This is a genomic window from Alkalicoccus saliphilus (assembly GCF_003044065.1).
GTDB lineage: Bacteria > Bacillota > Bacilli > Bacillales > Salisediminibacteriaceae > Alkalicoccus > Alkalicoccus saliphilus.
Map to the genome: position 1 here is coordinate 49,917 of NZ_PZJJ01000019.1, position 16,787 is coordinate 66,703.

General features: G+C 49.3%; 13 protein-coding genes. 6 read left to right on the top strand and 7 right to left on the bottom strand.

The window, feature by feature from the left end:
• Nucleotides 1–70: 70 nt before the first annotated feature.
• The 4 genes from C6Y45_RS11635 to C6Y45_RS11650 all read right to left on the bottom strand — a co-directional run bounded on the left by C6Y45_RS11635 (nucleotide 71) and on the right by C6Y45_RS11650 (nucleotide 4,886).
• Nucleotides 71–1,087 (bottom strand): CNNM domain-containing protein, encoded by a 1,017-nt coding sequence (locus C6Y45_RS11635; RefSeq protein ID WP_107585394.1) that lies wholly within the window; start codon nucleotides 1,085–1,087, stop codon nucleotides 71–73.
• Complete coding sequence (locus C6Y45_RS11640; protein WP_107585395.1) at nucleotides 1,084–2,487, bottom strand: hemolysin family protein; 1,404 nt, start codon at nucleotides 2,485–2,487, stop codon at nucleotides 1,084–1,086. The genes C6Y45_RS11635 and C6Y45_RS11640 overlap by 4 nt, the downstream gene beginning before the upstream one ends.
• A gap of 453 nt (nucleotides 2,488–2,940) precedes the next feature.
• Nucleotides 2,941–3,972, bottom strand: coding sequence for an MBL fold metallo-hydrolase (locus tag C6Y45_RS11645; RefSeq protein ID WP_107585396.1), 1,032 nt, complete (start codon nucleotides 3,970–3,972; stop codon nucleotides 2,941–2,943).
• A gap of 47 nt (nucleotides 3,973–4,019) precedes the next feature.
• Nucleotides 4,020–4,886 carry a DMT family transporter gene (locus C6Y45_RS11650; RefSeq protein WP_107585397.1) on the bottom strand — a complete coding sequence of 289 codons (867 nt, stop codon included), beginning with the start codon at nucleotides 4,884–4,886 and terminating at the stop codon, nucleotides 4,020–4,022.
• Nucleotides 4,887–5,030: 144 nt separating this feature from the next.
• On the opposite strand from C6Y45_RS11650, the gene C6Y45_RS11655 reads away from it, so the two are divergent.
• The 4 genes from C6Y45_RS11655 (at nucleotide 5,031) to C6Y45_RS11675 (ending at nucleotide 8,735) form a co-directional block, all read left to right on the top strand.
• A complete protein-coding gene (locus C6Y45_RS11655; RefSeq protein WP_107585398.1) occupies nucleotides 5,031–5,309 on the top strand; it encodes an SDR family NAD(P)-dependent oxidoreductase in 279 nt (92 codons plus the stop codon).
• A gap of 10 nt (nucleotides 5,310–5,319) precedes the next feature.
• Complete coding sequence (locus tag C6Y45_RS18205; RefSeq protein WP_425427868.1) at nucleotides 5,320–5,403, top strand: hypothetical protein; 84 nt, start codon at nucleotides 5,320–5,322, stop codon at nucleotides 5,401–5,403.
• Nucleotides 5,404–5,615: 212 nt separating this feature from the next.
• On the top strand, nucleotides 5,616–6,479 hold the full coding sequence (locus C6Y45_RS11665; RefSeq protein WP_218017813.1) for a metal-binding protein ZinT: 864 nt from the start codon (nucleotides 5,616–5,618) through the stop codon (nucleotides 6,477–6,479).
• A 315-nt stretch (nucleotides 6,480–6,794) separates the two neighbouring features.
• A complete protein-coding gene (locus tag C6Y45_RS11675; protein WP_218017814.1) occupies nucleotides 6,795–8,735 on the top strand; it encodes a serine hydrolase domain-containing protein in 1,941 nt (646 codons plus the stop codon).
• 178 nt (nucleotides 8,736–8,913) lie between these two features.
• Here the strand turns inward: C6Y45_RS11675 and C6Y45_RS11680 are convergent, their stop codons facing one another.
• From C6Y45_RS11680 to C6Y45_RS11690, 3 genes are all read right to left on the bottom strand, one after another.
• Nucleotides 8,914–10,041, bottom strand: coding sequence for a glycerate kinase (locus C6Y45_RS11680; protein WP_107585402.1), 1,128 nt, complete (start codon nucleotides 10,039–10,041; stop codon nucleotides 8,914–8,916).
• A gap of 376 nt (nucleotides 10,042–10,417) precedes the next feature.
• Nucleotides 10,418–13,591, bottom strand: coding sequence for a bifunctional cytochrome P450/NADPH--P450 reductase (locus C6Y45_RS11685; protein WP_107585403.1), 3,174 nt, complete (start codon nucleotides 13,589–13,591; stop codon nucleotides 10,418–10,420).
• 384 nt (nucleotides 13,592–13,975) lie between these two features.
• Complete coding sequence (locus C6Y45_RS11690) at nucleotides 13,976–14,428, bottom strand: MarR family winged helix-turn-helix transcriptional regulator (protein ID WP_107585404.1); 453 nt, start codon at nucleotides 14,426–14,428, stop codon at nucleotides 13,976–13,978.
• A gap of 652 nt (nucleotides 14,429–15,080) precedes the next feature.
• Here C6Y45_RS11690 and C6Y45_RS11695 point away from each other — a divergent pair.
• Both C6Y45_RS11695 and C6Y45_RS11700 read left to right on the top strand, forming a co-directional pair.
• Nucleotides 15,081–15,842 carry a potassium channel family protein gene (locus C6Y45_RS11695; RefSeq protein WP_107585405.1) on the top strand — a complete coding sequence of 254 codons (762 nt, stop codon included), beginning with the start codon at nucleotides 15,081–15,083 and terminating at the stop codon, nucleotides 15,840–15,842.
• Nucleotides 15,843–16,226: 384 nt separating this feature from the next.
• Complete coding sequence (locus tag C6Y45_RS11700; RefSeq protein ID WP_107585406.1) at nucleotides 16,227–16,535, top strand: hypothetical protein; 309 nt, start codon at nucleotides 16,227–16,229, stop codon at nucleotides 16,533–16,535.
• Nucleotides 16,536–16,787 lie beyond the last annotated feature (252 nt).

The following is a 16,787-nucleotide window of genomic DNA, read 5'->3' on the forward strand; positions in this document are numbered from 1 at the left end:
TTTCCGCCTACCGCTTGACCCTTTACGGAAATTTTTTGTATTTTCAGCTGTAAAAATTTACGGGACACGGTTATTTTTCATCCATGGCGGAAAGCACATTGTTTAAGGAATCGTTAATCGTAATGACACCTAGAAACTTTTTCCCTTCCATCACGACAGCGAGCTGCTCCCTGGACTGCTGCATGCTGGTAAGCGATTCGTGCAGAAGCACATCCGACTGCAGGACAAACGACGGACGCGCAAGTTCTCCTGCCGGGCGGTCTCCCGGCTCGAGGAGCGTATCGCGCACATGGATGATACTCGGAATTCGTCCGTCTTCGTCCATAAGAAGAACACGTTTATGACCCGTTCGTTCCGTAGCCTTCTGCACGTCTTCCACTGTGGCATCCACACCGACCGTTGTTGGGGGGATGTCTTTTGGGAGCAGGTCCGCCACCCGCAGCGTTTTCAGATCAAGAGCTCCTGAAATAGGTTTTCGGAGAGAAGCTTGAAGCGACCCGACATTTGCCGAGTGTTCCACCAGATGGCGGATCGTCGCCGCATCATGCCCGCCGACCGCAGCGGCGTTAACCGGCTCGATACCCGAAGCTTTCACGAGACGATTGGCAATATTGTTGATCCATACAAGCATCGGCCGCAGGGTCCAGATGTATAACCGGGCGGGCGCACCGATCAGCCTGGCGGAAACTTCAGGGTGGGCGATCGCCCACGATTTCGGTCCCATTTCTCCAATGACGAGATGCAGAAAAGTAACAATCAGCAGGGCCAATACAAAGGAAGTACCATCCGTGAGCCAGTATGGGAGCCCCCATTGAGCAAAGAACAGCGAAAACCAGGCATCGACAGCTGGTTTCGTTACCGCTCCGAGAGCGAACGTGCATACGGTGATTCCGAGCTGGGCCCCGGCGAGTGTAATCGTAAGCTCATTCACCGAGCGCAGGGCGTCCCGGGCCCCCCGGCTGGAAACCGCCGCTTCTTCCAGACGGTGGCGCCGGGCGCCAAGAAGGGAAAATTCCACAATGACAAAAAATGCGCTTAAAGCAATAAGAGCGGTGGTGACGTTTAAAATAATCCAGGGGTTCGTCATTCGTTTCCTCTCCCAATCTGATCTGCAGGCGATGCCGCTTCCATATTATCCTGCGATTCATCGAGCGTTATTTGCACTAAAGTAGGAACCCATTTATCTATCTCGATTACCTGCACTTCGAGGAACCGGCGGACGGGCTCCACGTGTACGAGATCGGCCGGATCTTCCGGCAGCTCGATTCTTATCGTCTCATTAAGGGCCGGCAGAGTGCCGCAGTGCGCAATAAGCATTCCCGCTACTGTTTCAAAATCCCCGCGCGGCATATGATGGCCTATTTCGCGCTCCGCCTCGTCGACGTGCACATCCCCACTCATCTGCCACACTCCTTCCCCTCCGGATTCGATAACTTCCGGCAGGTCGCTGTCGTGCTCATCCGAAATTTCTCCAAATACTTCTTCCGCCAGGTCTTCCAACGTCAACAGCCCGGTAAATCCACCGTACTCATCGATGACACAGGCCATGTCGTTTTGCGAATCGATCATCTGCTTCCGCACTTCCGGCAGAGACATTAAGGCAGGAACAATCAGCGGGCGCTGCATAATGGTATGAATCGGAGCATCATCCGCTGAGGACGAGGACAAAACATCGGTAAGATGCACGACGCCCACCGGTTCGTCGTCGCTGTTTACGACCGGATAGCGGGTGTGTGCTTTCGCCATCAAAGACCTTACTTCACCGACAGGGACGTCCGGTTCGACCGTGTCCGCACGCGAGTGGGGAATCATGGCGTGCTCCACGTCCCGCTGCGGAAAATCGAGAATACGGTCGAGCATAATGGACAAGTCTTTAGGCAGATCCCCGCTTTCCCGGGAGTCAGCTACGATATACTCCAGGTCGCGCGCTGTGGCACTGCTGTCGATATCATGGACCGGCTCGATTTTTAACAGCCGCAGAAACAGATTGGCTGAACCATCAAAGATTTTAATCAACCATCCGAACATCCCTAAATATATATTCGTCGACTGGGCAAGCTTCAGAGCTAACGGTTCGGGTTTGGCAATCGCCAGGTTTTTAGGGTACAACTCGCCAAAAATCATCTGTACTATCGTCGACACAGCCAACGCCAGAACAGTAGCGACGAAAATGCTCACCGCAGCAGGCACTCCCACCCCGCCGAGCAATAAGCCGAGACTCTGTCCGACAAGCGGTTCTGCCACGTACCCGACGAGCAGCCCCGTCACCGTAATGCCTAATTGAGCACCGGAAAGCATAAACGACGTCCGGCGTGTGACCGCCAATGCCCGTTCCGCTGCTTTGTCGCCTTCCTTGGCCAGGACACTCAGCCGGGAACGGTCGACCGACATGTAGGCAAACTCCTGGGCGACGAAATACCCGTTGGCAGCAATGATAATAAGAATGACGAGAATTCCGAGCAGCAGCGTCAATACCGCCATCAGCATCCTTCATTCCCCGCTTTATCACTGCAGAGAACTTGTTTCAAACAACGGGGCTTCTGAGGCGGGGTTTTCGATACGCCCTTTGTTTCACGCTTGATCGTTCGTGCTGACATGAATTTCATGTTCATTATTCATCCTCCAGGATAGATAACTCTTTTTTATTTCACACAGAATACTGGATATACAACATAAGAGAGAAGCGCATGTTACCTCATTCTTACACCGTGCCATCCCCCGTTTCGTGTATTTAAAAAAAATCATCCGCCGCACCACACTGCTGCAGTGATCAGTTTTTTCCTGAACTTCTGTGATGAGACAGCTTCGTTAATAAATTAACTTATTATACCATTCTTTCAACATGAAAATAATGTAAAATTTCTGAAGATGCGACAAGAAGCCGGTCCGACCGGCTTTCTGCGTATAATTTTCAGGTGATGATGGACAGAGAACGTCCGGTTACAGCTTTCCTTCCCACCATTTATCCGCCGGCAGGCTGCGCTTCCCGGTTAACTGTACCGTTTCCCCGATTCTCGGGGCGAGCAGGTTTACTTCGTTTTTTTCCGCTGCTTTTAACGCCCGCTCGATCGGTTCGGTCCAGCTGTGCTGGGAAAGGGTGAAGGCACCCCAGTGCGCGAGCATCATCTGCCTGCCTTTGCTGTCGATGTGGGCCTGCACCGCCTGCTCCGGAAACATATGCGCCCACGGCCAGCGTTTGTTGTACTGGCCGCCTTCGATAATCGCGATATCAAACGGCCCGTATTTGTCGCCGATTTCTTTAAAATGCCTGTCGTATCCGCCGTCCCCGCTCGTGTAAAAACGCGTCTGTGTTCCAAGAATGACCCAGCCGCCCCAAAGCGTAGTATTGCGGTTGAATACCCCTCGTCCCGAAAAGTGTTTTGACGGCGTCAAGGCGATCGTCAGGCCTTCAAATTCCGTCTCCTCCCACCAGTTCAGCTCGGTAATTTTTTCTTTGTCGACGCCCCACAGCGTTAAATGACTGCCGACGCCGTACGGGACGAAAAAGCGGCCGACCCGGTCTTTCAGCTGACGGATCGACGGGTAGTCGAGGTGGTCATAATGATCGTGGGTAATAAACACCGCGTCCACTTCCGGCATGTCTTCGGTTATCCCGAGAATATCTTCACTGTAGCGCTTCGGCCCGAGAAAAGGGATCGGGGAGGCGATTGGTCCGAGCATCGGGTCGAGCAGAATTTTCTTCCCGTCCAGGTGAAGAATATACGATGAATGGCCGAGCCAGACGAGGTGGTCTTCTCCCGAGTTTATTTCCTTCCAGTCGATTTCCGGCACGGGAATGGGAGCTTCCGGACTCGTTTTCCCTCCGGAAAGCAGCTCCGGCACGGGCGGAGGATTTTTCTTCGGACCCCGGTATACAAACTTTCCGTCCTCATAGTTATCAAACGTTTGAAACAGCTCTCTCTGTTTTTTCCCCGGCCGGCTTCCGAACACGGGATGTACGGGTGTGATCAAGGCATTGCAGCTCCTTTTTTATAAATTCTCAGGGTTTCTGTATAGTTTTATTTTCCTTCTTTCACCGGCCAGTTGACAAGGAAAATGCCGGAGAAGATAAGCGCTCCGCCGAGGACGAGCGACCAGCCGACCGTTTCGTCCAGAAGCAGCCAGCCGGAAAGGACCCCGAAAAACGGTGCGAGAAACAAAAACGCACTCACTTTGCCCGGGTGGCCTTTTTTCAGCAGAAAAAACCAGATGGCGAACTGAATGATCGACGCAGGAATGGCCAGCCATACAAGCACGAAGATGGAGACCGGGTTGAAGATGAGCAGCGCGTCCTCGAGCAGCGCACTGCCGAAAAGCAGAATCAGTCCCCCGAACAGCATCTGGTACGCAGTTAATACCCACGTGTCAAACAGCATCCCCCACTTTTTAATCAAAAGCGTGCCGACCGCCCACGAAACAGCGGCCGCAAAACCGAACAGCGTGCCGATTTCCAGATCAAGATGGGCGCCCATCGTAATAAATACGCCGGTAAAGCCGATAAAGACTCCCCACCACTGAAATCTCCGGTAGCGCACGCCCATCAGGAGCGTGCCGAAAATGACGACGAGAAGCGGGTTCGTAAACGTTAAAATCGCGGACTCCCCGGCGGTAATCGTACGAAGGCTTAAAAAGATCGCTCCCATGACGCCTGCGGTCTGTACCGCCCCGACAACGGCCATCTTCAGCCAGTCCGCCGCCCGCTTCGGATGTGTTCTTTGAAACAGCAGCACGAAAGCGGCCATCAGTATTCCCGCCACCGTAAAGCGGATACCGACAAGCAGCAGCGGCGACACGTACTCGAGGCCGATTTTAGCAACGGCAAAGGAAGACCCCATCAGGCTCGTTGTTGTGATTACTAAAAGGGCAAAGATCAATTTTGTTTTCAAATCGGGTGTGCTCCCCTGGTATGACGTGTGCTTCTTTTTTTGTGAGGTTTCTTTCTGTCTCGATTTTACTAAAAGATGTCTGTTTAAATGTATCATAGGATAGCCGTCAATTTGGAATAACTGCCTGCCAAAGAAAATTTCGGTATGAAAACGGTGCTGCCCCATTTTGTAGAGAAGGGATCGGGTAAAATCGTTAACATTGCCTCCCTGCCTGCCCATATCGGCCTTACCGGGCTCCCGAGTTATTCTGCATCGAAAGGCGTAGTTGTCTCCATAACCCGTCAGGCCGCTATGGATTATGCCGGAAGAAACGTCCAAATAAATGCACTATCCCCGGGGATCATTGAAACGCCGATCCTCGCAGATATTACCCCCGGAATGAGAAAGCAGTTTTCCTGCCAACCGTCTCGGACGTCCGGATGAAATTGCCAGTATGGTGCTGTTTTTATGTACCGACGAATTTGATTTCTTTACTGGACAAGCAATGATCGTCGACGGCGGATGGGGATCCCAGTAAACGAGCCCTGCTGAGAAGTGCCTTTACGAAATCATACAATAGAAGATTTGATAGAAAGCAGCAAGGCACCGTCCCATGCTGCTTTTTTTATGCTTTGAAGGAGGTCTTTTACAAAATGAAGAAAAACTTTTCCACTTTCCCTTGAAACATTGTGAAATTATGTTTATACTTACTAATCGTAATGATTACGATTTGAGAGGAAGGTTATACATATGAAAAAACAGTCATTTCTACTTTCAGCTTCCATGTTAGCGTTAGTGCTCACAGCCTGCGGTACTGAGGAAAACAATAATGCAGAAGCTTCAGCCAATGAAGAACAGACAAACAACGCAGCAGCTGAAAATGAAGAGAATAATAATGCAGACGATGCCCTTGAAGAAGAAAACCGTGACCATGAAAATAATCACAGTCATGAGGACGATCATGAGGATAATCACAAGCACGATCATGAAAACGATCATAGCCACGAAGAAAATCACGACCACGAAAACGATCATAATCATAATCATGATCATGACCACGACCATGACGAAGAGGATCAGGCTATCTATGACGGATACTTCGACGACGAACAGATTGAAGACCGGGAGCTGTCCGACTGGGAAGGCGAATGGCAGTCTGTTTATCCATTCCTTATGGAAGGAGAGCTGGATCCGGTAATGGAACAAAAAGCAGAAGAAGATGAGTCCATGACAGCGGAAGAATATACGTCTTATTATGAAACAGGCTACGAAACGGATGTAGATTACATCGATATTCAGGATGACACCTTTACTTTCTATACGGATGAAAGTGAAATGGAAGCCTCTTATGCATACGACGGATATGAAGTCTTAACTTATGAAGCAGGAAACCGCGGAGTCCGGTATATATTTGCTAAAGACGACGGTGATGAGGGAATGCCCGAATTTATTCAGTTCAGCGACCATGCTATTTTCCCGACAGATGCTCATCACTTTCATCTTTACTGGGGAGAGGATAGAGAGCAGCTCCTGGAAGAGGTGACAAATTGGCCGACATACTACCCCGCACACATGGATGAAGAAGAAATCCGTGAAGAAATGCTGGCTCATTAAAAGCCTTTTGAAAGAAAAGAAAGCACATGACCAAAGAGGGAACCGCGCTGGCCATCGGCGCGGTTTTCTTTGTTTTTATCCCTGCCGTCATCCGCTGTTGTTATTCTCCAAGCCTCCCCTCCCGCCCCGGACTTATGGAGTCTGCGGGGAGTCAGGGAGTTTTTTAAAACGGACTCCATATACCGCGGAGCGATAGTTGAATCCAGAAATAAAATAGTTGTTTTTAAAAGCCTTCGTTAGGAATATAATGGAACTAGAAGCACCTTTCCTCAGCTGCAAACCTGTCTGCTCTATAGAATGAGAGGAGTGAACGTAGTGAAAGCACAATGGATCTTTCTGCTTGTCTGCCTCATTTTCCTGGCTGCTGTGAGCCTGCCGACTGGAACTTCTGCCTCTTCTTTAGAGCCGGAAGAGCTGGAGAGTTTTCTGGACGAAGTAGTGCAGGAGCAGATGGAGGAATGGCACATTGCCAACCTGACGCTTTCTGTCGTTTCTGACGGGGAAATCGTCACAGCTAAAGGATACGGGGCGGCGGACCTGGAAAGCGGTGCCCCCGTCCAGCCGGAGACGACGCTTTTCCGCATCGGCTCGACCGGCAAACTGTTTACGTGGACCGCTGTCATGCAGCTCGTGGAAGAGGGAGCACTCGATCTCGATACAGACATTAATGAATACCTCGACTTTGAGATCCCCTCCCATCTGGAATATGGACAGGACCGCGGGGAGACCGAACCGATCACGCTCAGGCATCTGATGTCACATACTCCCGGGTTTGAAGACTACATGACCGAAGTGTTTGCCATCTCCGCAGAAGATCTGCCTCCTCTCGAGGACTACGTCCGGGAAGAAAGACCCGCAAGAGTTTTCCCATCAGGGGACGTTCCGGCTTATTCCAACTACGGCGCCGCCCTCGCCGGCTATATCGTGCAGGTGGTTTCCGGGATGCCTTACGCCGATTACGTGGAACAAAACATTTATGAACCACTCGGCATGGAAAACAGTTCGTTCCGCCAGCCCCTGCCGCCGAACCTGGAAGACGATATGTCCGGAGCGTACCGGTATGTGGACGGAGAATTTTTGGAAGGCGGTTTTGAATATATGCAGGAGCCGGCCGGCAGTATGAGTTCGAGCGCTGCGGACATGGCCCGCTTTATGCTCGCCTACCTCCAGGAAGGAGAGCTGGATGGGGAAAGAATCCTTGCAGAGGAAACGGTGGAGGAAATGTTTACGGAAGAGTTTACCGTTCACCCCCGCCTGAACGGGACGGCCCACGGCTTTATCCATACGACGACAAACGGCCGGGACATCTTTCACCATCCCGGCGGCACGATGCTGTTTAATACCGCTTTTTACCTTATTCCGGAAGAGGAAACTGGATTTTTTATTTCCCACAGCGGCGGCGCCCACCCTGCGAATGGAGACATATTCAGCCGGTTTATGGACCAGTACTTTCCTGAGGAAGAAACAGACCAGCCGGAGCCTGTCGTATCGGAAAACGCGGAAGCGTACAGTGGGGAATATCATCAGAACCGCCGCTCGTTTACGACAGTCGATAGATTTTTAAGTCTTGTATTCGGGGTGGTTCAGGTGGATACAGACGAAGACGGCTTTTTAACCGTTTCTCTCGGAGGCGAATCGAACCGTTATTCCGAAGTGGAACCGGGAGTGTATGAGGCAATCAGGGAAAACGGGCGGCAGGATTTCGGCGAAGACTTTCGGACAATTGTTTTTTCCACCGATCCCCACGGGAAAACCATGCTTCTCGGTCACGGGCCGATGAGCTACTCCAAAGCAGCGTGGTACGAAACGTTCAGCGTGACGATTGCGGCTCTTGTTTTATCCGTGGTGTTTATTATTGGAAGCTTCGTGTACTGGCTCGTTAAAGCGGGGATTCTTAAATTGCGGAAGAAAAAGACCCTGCCGGCACGAAAGCCGGGAGCTGTCTGGGCCAGATGGACAGGAGCCGTACTGGGCGCGTTAACTGTCGGTTTTGTGATTCAGTTTCTTATGGAAAGCGAGCCGGATCCGGTATACGGCCTGCCGGAATCCGCCTACTCTTCTTTACCCGCATGGGCCGAGGTTCTTGATCTCATCGTTTCTTACGGTATTGTTTTTTCTGCTCTTGCCGCTGCGGTATTTGCCATCGCAGCATGGATTAAATCGTACTGGCGCCTGCCGGGAAGAATTCACTACACGCTGTTTGCCTTAGCAGGCCTTGTGCTTTCCTGGATCTTTTATTTCTGGCAGGTGATTTAGGAAAGAGAGCGGGTAAAGTTAAATGAGGCTGTCTCAAAAGATTCACAGAGGCAGCCTGAAAAGCACGAGTGGAGCCGGAAACCCTGTCAGATAAATTTCGATCTGACAGGGTTTGGTCCTTGTAAAACCGTGCTTCCTCCCTTATGGGACATTCCCTTTTATCTTAGCGGCTTTGTTATTATATCGAGGATAGCCTGTAAATATGGGCGGCTAGCTCCTGCACCCAGTAGGCTGTTTCTTCAAAAGCTTTTTCCAGTGAACACGGCTCTCTCATAATGGAAAACGCGCTGTTTACATGAAGCGACTGGATGTCTTCATACGACAGGTCCAGTTTGCCGCACAAAGCCGTGACGGGAACGTTTTGTTTTCGGGCGATTTTCCCGACGCCTGCGATCACCTTTCCGGAAAGCGTCTGCTCATCCAGGCTGCCTTCCCCGGTAATTATCATCCGGGCGCCTTTAATTTTTTCTTCGAAATTGATTTTTTCCATGACGACGTCAATGCCCGACTGCATGTCAGCTTCCAGGAAGACGAGCAGCGCTGCGCCCATTCCTCCTGCAGCTCCCGCCCCCGGCTGATCGGTAATATCAATATTTTTTTGAGATTTTATGACCCCGGCGTAGTTCTGCATTCCTTGATCCAGCGCTTCTGCCAGTTCATAGGAAGCTCCTTTCTGCGGACCAAAGACGTGGGAAGCACCTCTCTCCCCGCAGAGCGGATTTGTTACGTCACTCGCTATAACAAAACGGGCTTCTTTCAGGCGTGGATCGAGGGAATGCTCGTCGATGGAATGAATGTGTTTCAAACTGCCGCCCGAGCCTTTGAGCTTGTTTCCGTCCTTGTCCAGAAACTTCATTCCTAAAGCTTCCAACATGCCTGTACCGCCGTCATTGGTGGCACTTCCTCCGATCGCCACTACAAAGTCCCGGTATCCCCGGTTCAGCGCGTCGATGATCAAATCGCCTGTTCCTCTGCTGCTTGTTATCCGGGGATCTCTTTCCTCGTCCGTCAGAAGGGTTATTCCGGAAGCGCTGGCCATTTCGATCACGACCGTTTTTTCATCCCCGAGTATGCCGTAGGAAGCGGCGATCTTTCTTCCGAGAGGGTCCTCCACCTCGGTTTCGATCAATTTTCCGCTTGTGGAAAGGACCATATTTTCTTTTGTTCCTTCCCCGCCGTCGGCCAGGGGAAGAGAAACGACGTCCACGGTGTCGTCCACTTTGGCTATGCCGCGCTTTACGGCTTGGCATATATCCCCGGCTGACAGAGAGCCTTTAAAAGAATCTGGAGCTGCTATGATTTGCACTTTGATCAATTCCTTTCTGAAAGAGCCCGAAAGGATAACGGGTTTTATAACTGATTCTCCTTTATTCGTTCCCGTACCTTCTCACATAAGAAAGGTCTAGATTATTTTGTGATTTTAGTTACGGGATAATTCCTATCAAAATATCATACGAATACATTTATGAAAAGTACATTAATGCCCCACGAGAAATCTGTTTCATGCAGCTGTTTCTGAATGGTCGAACTTCGCATAATTATAAAAACACCCGCGGCAGGGGTACCGCGGGTGTTTTGTGTGCAGATAGAGAAGTCGGCGCCTGCCTGAATAAGAAAAATGGGGACCGCTCTCTATTAAGTTCTCTATATTTCAGCCAGTGCCCCACTAAAGAATGATCGTCTTACCAGACATCTTTTACGAATCTGTTTTCTTCCTGTAACGTATCGAGCCACTCCCGGGCTTCTTCTTCCGATGTTTCTTTCAGCTCGGAGTAGCTGGTTATTAAGGTGTTTTCCACCTGCGGCGCCATTTTGCTTCCTTCGCCGCAGATGTAGAAGTGACCGCCGTTTTCTGCGAGAAGTTCGATGATCTCTTCTTTATTTTCTTTCATGAGATCCTGCACGTACGTTTTCGGCTGCTCTTCCATTCTGGAAAAAGCGGTGTGAAGCTTTACAGCACCTCTTTTTTCGTACTCTTTCAGCTCGTCGTCGTACAGATAATCCTGCTGTTCATGGCGGCTGCCAAAGTACAAATGTGCTTCTCCCAGCTCCTGCCCGTTCTTTAGTAATTCATCTCTTGCCTGGAGGAATCCTCTGAACGGGGCGACACCTGTACCAGGCCCGACCATTACGACCGGTGTTTCCGGGTTTTCCGGCAGCCGGAACGAACGCTGCATCCGGAAGAAAATCACGATATCATCTCCCGGCTTTAAGTTCATGAGGAAGTTGGATGCGGTGCCGCGGTATTCCCCTTCCCCGCTTAACGCTTTTCCGCGCACGACGCTCACCGTAATGCTTACCTTTTCCGGCTGTTTTTTCGGAGAGCTGGAAATTGAGTAGTATCTCGGTTTCAAGGCAGGAAGCAGGGCAAGAAAGCGGGTAAATTCCAGCTCACATGCTTCGTATTTTTCCAGCAGATCGAGCATGGAGATATTCTTACCCTGGATTTCTTCCTTGTATCTGTCTTCTTCCAGTAAATCTTCCAGCTCTTTTTTGTGCGGTGGGCACGTCGTTGTCTCTGCCATCTCCTTCAGCTGCTCCCTTGTAGCGGGTTCCTGCAGTTCGACGCTGTAGCTGAATACATCGTAGATGCTCACTGGTTTACCGACAGGAAGATGGGCGGCGCTTCTTCCCTGCGCTTCGATTTCAATCTTATCGTTTCCGTTGAGATCAAATCTTTTTAATGCTCTTTCCACGAGCTCTCGATCGTTTTGAGGAATGATCGCGATGTGATCGCCTTCCTCATATGTGAGCCCGGGCGGAACGGCTATTTCGAGATGCCTTGTGAACCTGTTGGATTCCTCACTCTGCAGCTCTTTGTTTTCGAGTACTTCTGTTTCTTTCGCGAGATGTGTTTTAGCGACGGCGTTTTCTGCAATGCCAGTGACAAATTCGATGTCCATTTTATTTTTCTGGTTCATGACGTCTTCTTCCAGTGCTACATCAAACTCTTCCAGTACGACAGCCCACAGCTCTTCCTGCCATTCGTTAAAATCCATTTCAAAGTCTCCGCTCGCGTTTCCTTCTCCCCGTTCATGGAGACGCTGGGCGCCGTTTTTTTCTAAATATTTATCGAGCTGTTTCGGTACTTTCTGGTACGTGCTGGCCCAGTTCGTGTCGCCGCAGCCAAATACCGCATACTTGACTCCTTGAAGAGAATCGTTCGTTTCTTGCAGCCATGATAAAAATGCTTCTCCGTTATCTGTCGGCTTCCCGTTATAAGAGGCGGAAACGAGCAGAACCAGCCCTTCCTGCGGGAGACTGCCTTTGTAGCCGTTCAACGTGGAAACTTCCGTTTCAAACCCCTGCAGTTCCCCGGTATCCGCAAGTTCTCTCGCTACGCCTTCCGCTGTGCCTGCCTGGGACCCGTAAAGAACGAGCAGCGGCGTCCCGTGATGATTTTTTTCTGCAATGGCGTCCAGATCCTCGTCCTTTTCTTCTGCCGCTGTTTTTTCCTGGCCGGGAACTTTGATTTCTTTTTCCTTCCGGGGCGCCACTTTCATCGTAAAGTCATGCGGCTTCAACGTCAGCGTTTCTTTAATTTCCAGTTCGTAATCCGCGTAATTAACGAAATCAAATTCTTTTAAGATCATTCCGAGCACGAGCGTCGCTTCATGCAGGGCGAACTGCTGCCCGATACAGGCACGCTGGCCGTTGCCGAACGGTTTGTACGCATTTTCCGGTACTTTGGACGGATCTTCAAACCGTTCCGGTACAAACTCCTCGACGTTTTCCCCCCACGCTTCTTTGTCCCGGTGAAGTTTCGGCAGAAGGACGTTGATGGAGTCTCCTTTGTTAATGATATATTCATCGGCAAGCGTCGTGTCTTCTCTTGCGTATAAGGAAAAGGCAGGCGCTGTCGGCCACAGTCTGAGCGTTTCCTCCAGTACCATACGCACGTATTTCAATTCTCTTACCTGCTGATAGGAAGGTAATTCATCCATTAACACCGTTTCGGCTTCTTCCTGTGCCTTTTTGTGTTTTTCCGGATTTTTCATTAAATAATAAATCGCAAAGGAAAGCAGTCCGCTCGTCGTTTCGTGGCCTGCGATGAGAAAGGTAATCATTTGATAGCGGATGTTTTCGTCATCGAGCTTTTCCCCGGTCTGCGGGTCGTTTCCTTCGAGCATTCTGGAAAGGAGGTCCCCTTTATCCGGCACGTCTGCTTCTCTTCTGTCTTCGATTAATTTATCGACGAGTTCATACATCGTATCAATGTGTTTATTGAATTCTTTTTTCTTCTGCAGACTGAGTTTCTGCTGAATGTCGATGCGCTGCAGCTGGCTCATTGCTTCGTCCAGCGCCTCGACCATGGAGTGCACAAACGGGTGATTCTTTTCGGTGTAAAAGCTGTTAAAGCGGTAGTTAAATCCGCAGAGGCCGATCGTATCAAGTGTCAGACGGGTCATGTCCTCGGGTACGTTGATGGAATCATCGTCATTTAACCGGGACCATTTTTGGATGAGCTGCAACGCAATATCGACCATTTTATCGTGGTAATGCTGCATCGCCCGCTGACTGAAGCTCGGCAGTAAAATGTTGTGGGCTTTTTTCCAGTTTTCTTCTTCTGTCCAGCTCGTAAACAGCCCATCGCCTGCAAACTGTCTTGCTTTTTGCAGCGGCGGCCAGACGTTTTTATCAAAGCGGTCCTCGTCACATACTTCTTCCACGAGCTTCTGGCTGGAAATATAAATGGTATCTCTTCCGGGAAGCTCCATGCGGAATATCGGGCCGTACTTATCGGCCAGCTTGACGAACGACTGGACCGGGCCGTGGGAATCTATTTGCGGCAGGTTCATCAACGGGCCATATGTCCGCGGCTGCGGAAGGTCTTCTTTTCTCTTTTTATCGGTCATTTTATCTTGCTCCTTTTAATTGTTGGCTGCTTTGAAAATAAAAAGTGAATGTCCGCTTTCGTTTCCATGGGGACGCTTTCCGAGCGGGCCGGCCTCAGCTAATTCCGTCCTCCTTTGGTCGGCCGGAATGAATCTTCGACTCGGCCTGAATCGCTCCGGAGTCGCCCCATGTCTCCTGCAGCTTTCTGTAAAAATGAAAACCTCTCTTTCTTTTCAAGAAAAACAAAGTGTTTAAAAGAGTCCTTCCAAAATGTAAATGAAGTGAAAACCGGCGGACGTCAGTTCCAGCTGGTGAGTTCCTCCAAGACAGGATTGGAGCGGAGCTCTTCCAACTATCAATAACTCGTTACCATTTCCCACTTCTGTTTATTTCGCATCAATTTTTTACGTGCGTTCATTTTTTCCCTCTTTTAAGATGTTCACTGTTTTATTTAATTTGGCTGTGAAAAACTTAATTTCTTCTTCGGTAAACTGCTCGTCAAACAGCTGATGTAAACTGCCAAAAACGGCATCTTCTGCTTTTAATGAAAGAGCTTCTCCTTTTTTTGTTAAGTTGACCGTTCTTTTTCTGTTATCCTTATCTGCTGCAATCGTAATGAGCTGAGATTGTTCCAGTTTTTTTATCCTGTTGGAAATCGCCGTTTTGAACACCCCTTGATTCTTCGCGATCTCCCCCTGTGATATATTCGGATGCTTCCGGATGATCCGCAGCGTTTCCATCTGCTCTTTAGAAAAATGAGCGAGTTCTTCTTCTTCCATTCTTTTTGCAACATAAGCGTTAATTTCCCACATGGCTTCACTGAATAATATATATATACTCCGCAGATCGTTATTCATTAGTACACCCCCTGAACTTCTTAGTTCAATAGTACATGTCGTGTACTATTCATTCAAGGGGTCCTTCGAATCATTTATGTTTGAAACTTATGTTGCACCGAATTAGCATCAGACGTGAAAGAACGGCCGGAAACAGGAAAACTGTAGAAGCTGCTAGTTATTCGTGGGAGTATTTCAAATCAGGTATTTATGCCGGATAAATGCAGAAAAAGGTTCAACAGTCTGAGCTTCCCGACTGTTGAATCTTCTTTTTCACCTTTTGAAAGCAAAACCGCTGTGCAGTATCTCCAAAAAAGTACTGATTTACTCTTTCGCCGGAAAAGTATACATTTGCTCGAAGATATAAAGGGTAACTCCTGCAAACATTCGCCGTTTGCCGCTTCTTAAATATTTATCCAATCAGTATGCAGGGCGTTTGTATACCCATTGCTGCCGGTTTGTGCTCAGCAGTGCAGCTTACTTCTTAATTACACGACTGTTGTTCATTACAGGAAGGGATTGTACACTTCATCAGATTTCCTGATTTCCCCGGCATCTTCTGTTTGTCTCTTTCTCCTCCCGCCTTATAATAGAAGATAACACCCTGTCTGTTCTGACGGGAGTTCGATAAATCAGATAGACGTTCCATACAAATGCGCAAGGGGGATTGTATATGAAGCAGAAGGTGTTAATTATCTACGAATCCATTCTGATGGTGCTGATTTTTTGGTCGGCTTCCACCGTCTTTTATGAATCCGACCTTGCTTTTCTCGATCACACCGTCTGGATTATTCTATTGACGGACGTCCTTACCCGCTTTTTTCTGGTGAAGGACAAAATAAATTTTATTAAGCGAAATCCGTTTGACTTTATTGCTGCCATTCCACTGGATCCCACCTTTCAGTTTGCGCGACTGGTGAGGCTCTTCCGGATTATCCACTTCCTCCGCCTGTTGAAAGACACGTCCTTTTACTCCATTCTGCATACGAATGGACTGATCAAAACGCTCGCTGCTGTAGGGATCCTTATCTTTCTTTCCGCTATACCTATTACCTACCTGGAAAATGACGTGGAGACGTTTATGGACGGTATCTGGTGGGCGGTGGTAACGGCCACAACCGTAGGATACGGGGATATTGCCCCGGTTACCACGGCGGGCCGGGCGATTGCTATGGTGCTGATGATCTTCGGCATCGGCCTCATTGGGATGGTGACAGGCTCCATTGCCACTCATTTTCTGGAGAAAAAAGATGGTCGTATCACCAACGATACGGTGAAGTTCCTGCGCACCCAGCTCAAGCACTATGAAACGCTCACACCCCATGAATATGACCGGCTTCTTTACATGCTGCAGTCGTTAAAAGAGGAACAGGGCGCCGAGAAAAAAAATCCGTCGGAAAAACCGCAAAGTGCGACGAGACCTCCACTCAGCTGATCCACCTCCAACGAAGGGAGCTGAAGTTTATTGAAGATGTATCAGAATTGATTGTGGACAGCGTATTTTAAAAGCAGGTCCTCCCCCACTGTAGACAAGTCTCCTTTTTGAAAAGATTTGTCTATAGTCTGCCTGCCTTCTTTCCGGGTTCTCCGTTTCTTAAAATTTTTTTGATGATCAATCCTCCTCCTGTAATGATTAAATGCTCTCTTTGACCGGCTTTTAATGATTAATAACAGTTTATAATGATTAATAGAGCTCTTAATGACAAAAAGAGAGGCTATAATGATTAAATCCGGCTAATAACTCTCCGGCCCCCTAATTCCTTTGGACAAAGTAAGACCAGTTCCTTATACTAAGTAAAACCAAAGGAGGTGAACCGGGATGGGGGATAAAGAAGGAGCGATCGAAGAACTCAAAAAGAAATATGTCCGCCGGGCTCTGGAGTCCGGGAACATCGGTACCACGGCCAAGAGTGCGGGAATCTGCCGTACCACGATGCGGGCCTGGATCAACAAATATGAAAATCAGATAGTGGAAGAGATGGATCGGGAAATCCTGCCGATGGAAGAGGGGCCGCTCTCCAGACAGGAGCTGGAAAAACGTTATGAACAGGCGTTAAAGCTGCTAGGAGAAAAAGAACTGGAAGTGGCGGTTTTAAGGGATCTGTTCGAAAAAAAAAGCCGCCGGTAAGCCTTCGGCTTCAAACAGCTTCCCGATGGATTCAAGGTGGATTTTCTATTCTTCGTATCACGAGCCTAGTACAGGTTGCTCGTTCGAGTTATTATGCCGCCCATCCCGGGAGGATAATGATACCACCCATTTCCCTTACAAAGGCCAGAGGTCGTCCCATCCCCGGCTACTCCCTGACCCAGTGTGGCCAAAAGGTGCCGGATGCGCAGATTGAAGATTACCTCATGGAGTATGCCCATGATGAATGGCTTA

Excerpts from the sequence above, each read along its gene's own strand:
- C6Y45_RS11635 (WP_107585394.1), bottom strand. The coding sequence starts at position 1,087 with ATGACGAACCCCTGGATTATTTTAAACGTCACCACCGCTCTTATTGCT.
- C6Y45_RS11640 (WP_107585395.1), bottom strand. The coding sequence starts at position 2,487 with ATGCTGATGGCGGTATTGACGCTGCTGCTCGGAATTCTCGTCATTCTT.
- C6Y45_RS11655 (WP_107585398.1), top strand. The coding sequence starts at position 5,031 with ATGAAAACGGTGCTGCCCCATTTTGTAGAGAAGGGATCGGGTAAAATC.
- C6Y45_RS18205 (WP_425427868.1), top strand. The coding sequence starts at position 5,320 with ATGGTGCTGTTTTTATGTACCGACGAATTTGATTTCTTTACTGGACAA.
- C6Y45_RS11665 (WP_218017813.1), top strand. The coding sequence starts at position 5,616 with ATGAAAAAACAGTCATTTCTACTTTCAGCTTCCATGTTAGCGTTAGTG.
- C6Y45_RS11685 (WP_107585403.1), bottom strand. The coding sequence starts at position 13,591 with ATGACCGATAAAAAGAGAAAAGAAGACCTTCCGCAGCCGCGGACATAT.
- C6Y45_RS11690 (WP_107585404.1), bottom strand. The coding sequence starts at position 14,428 with ATGAATAACGATCTGCGGAGTATATATATATTATTCAGTGAAGCCATG.
- C6Y45_RS11695 (WP_107585405.1), top strand. The coding sequence starts at position 15,081 with ATGAAGCAGAAGGTGTTAATTATCTACGAATCCATTCTGATGGTGCTG.
- C6Y45_RS11700 (WP_107585406.1), top strand. The coding sequence starts at position 16,227 with ATGGGGGATAAAGAAGGAGCGATCGAAGAACTCAAAAAGAAATATGTC.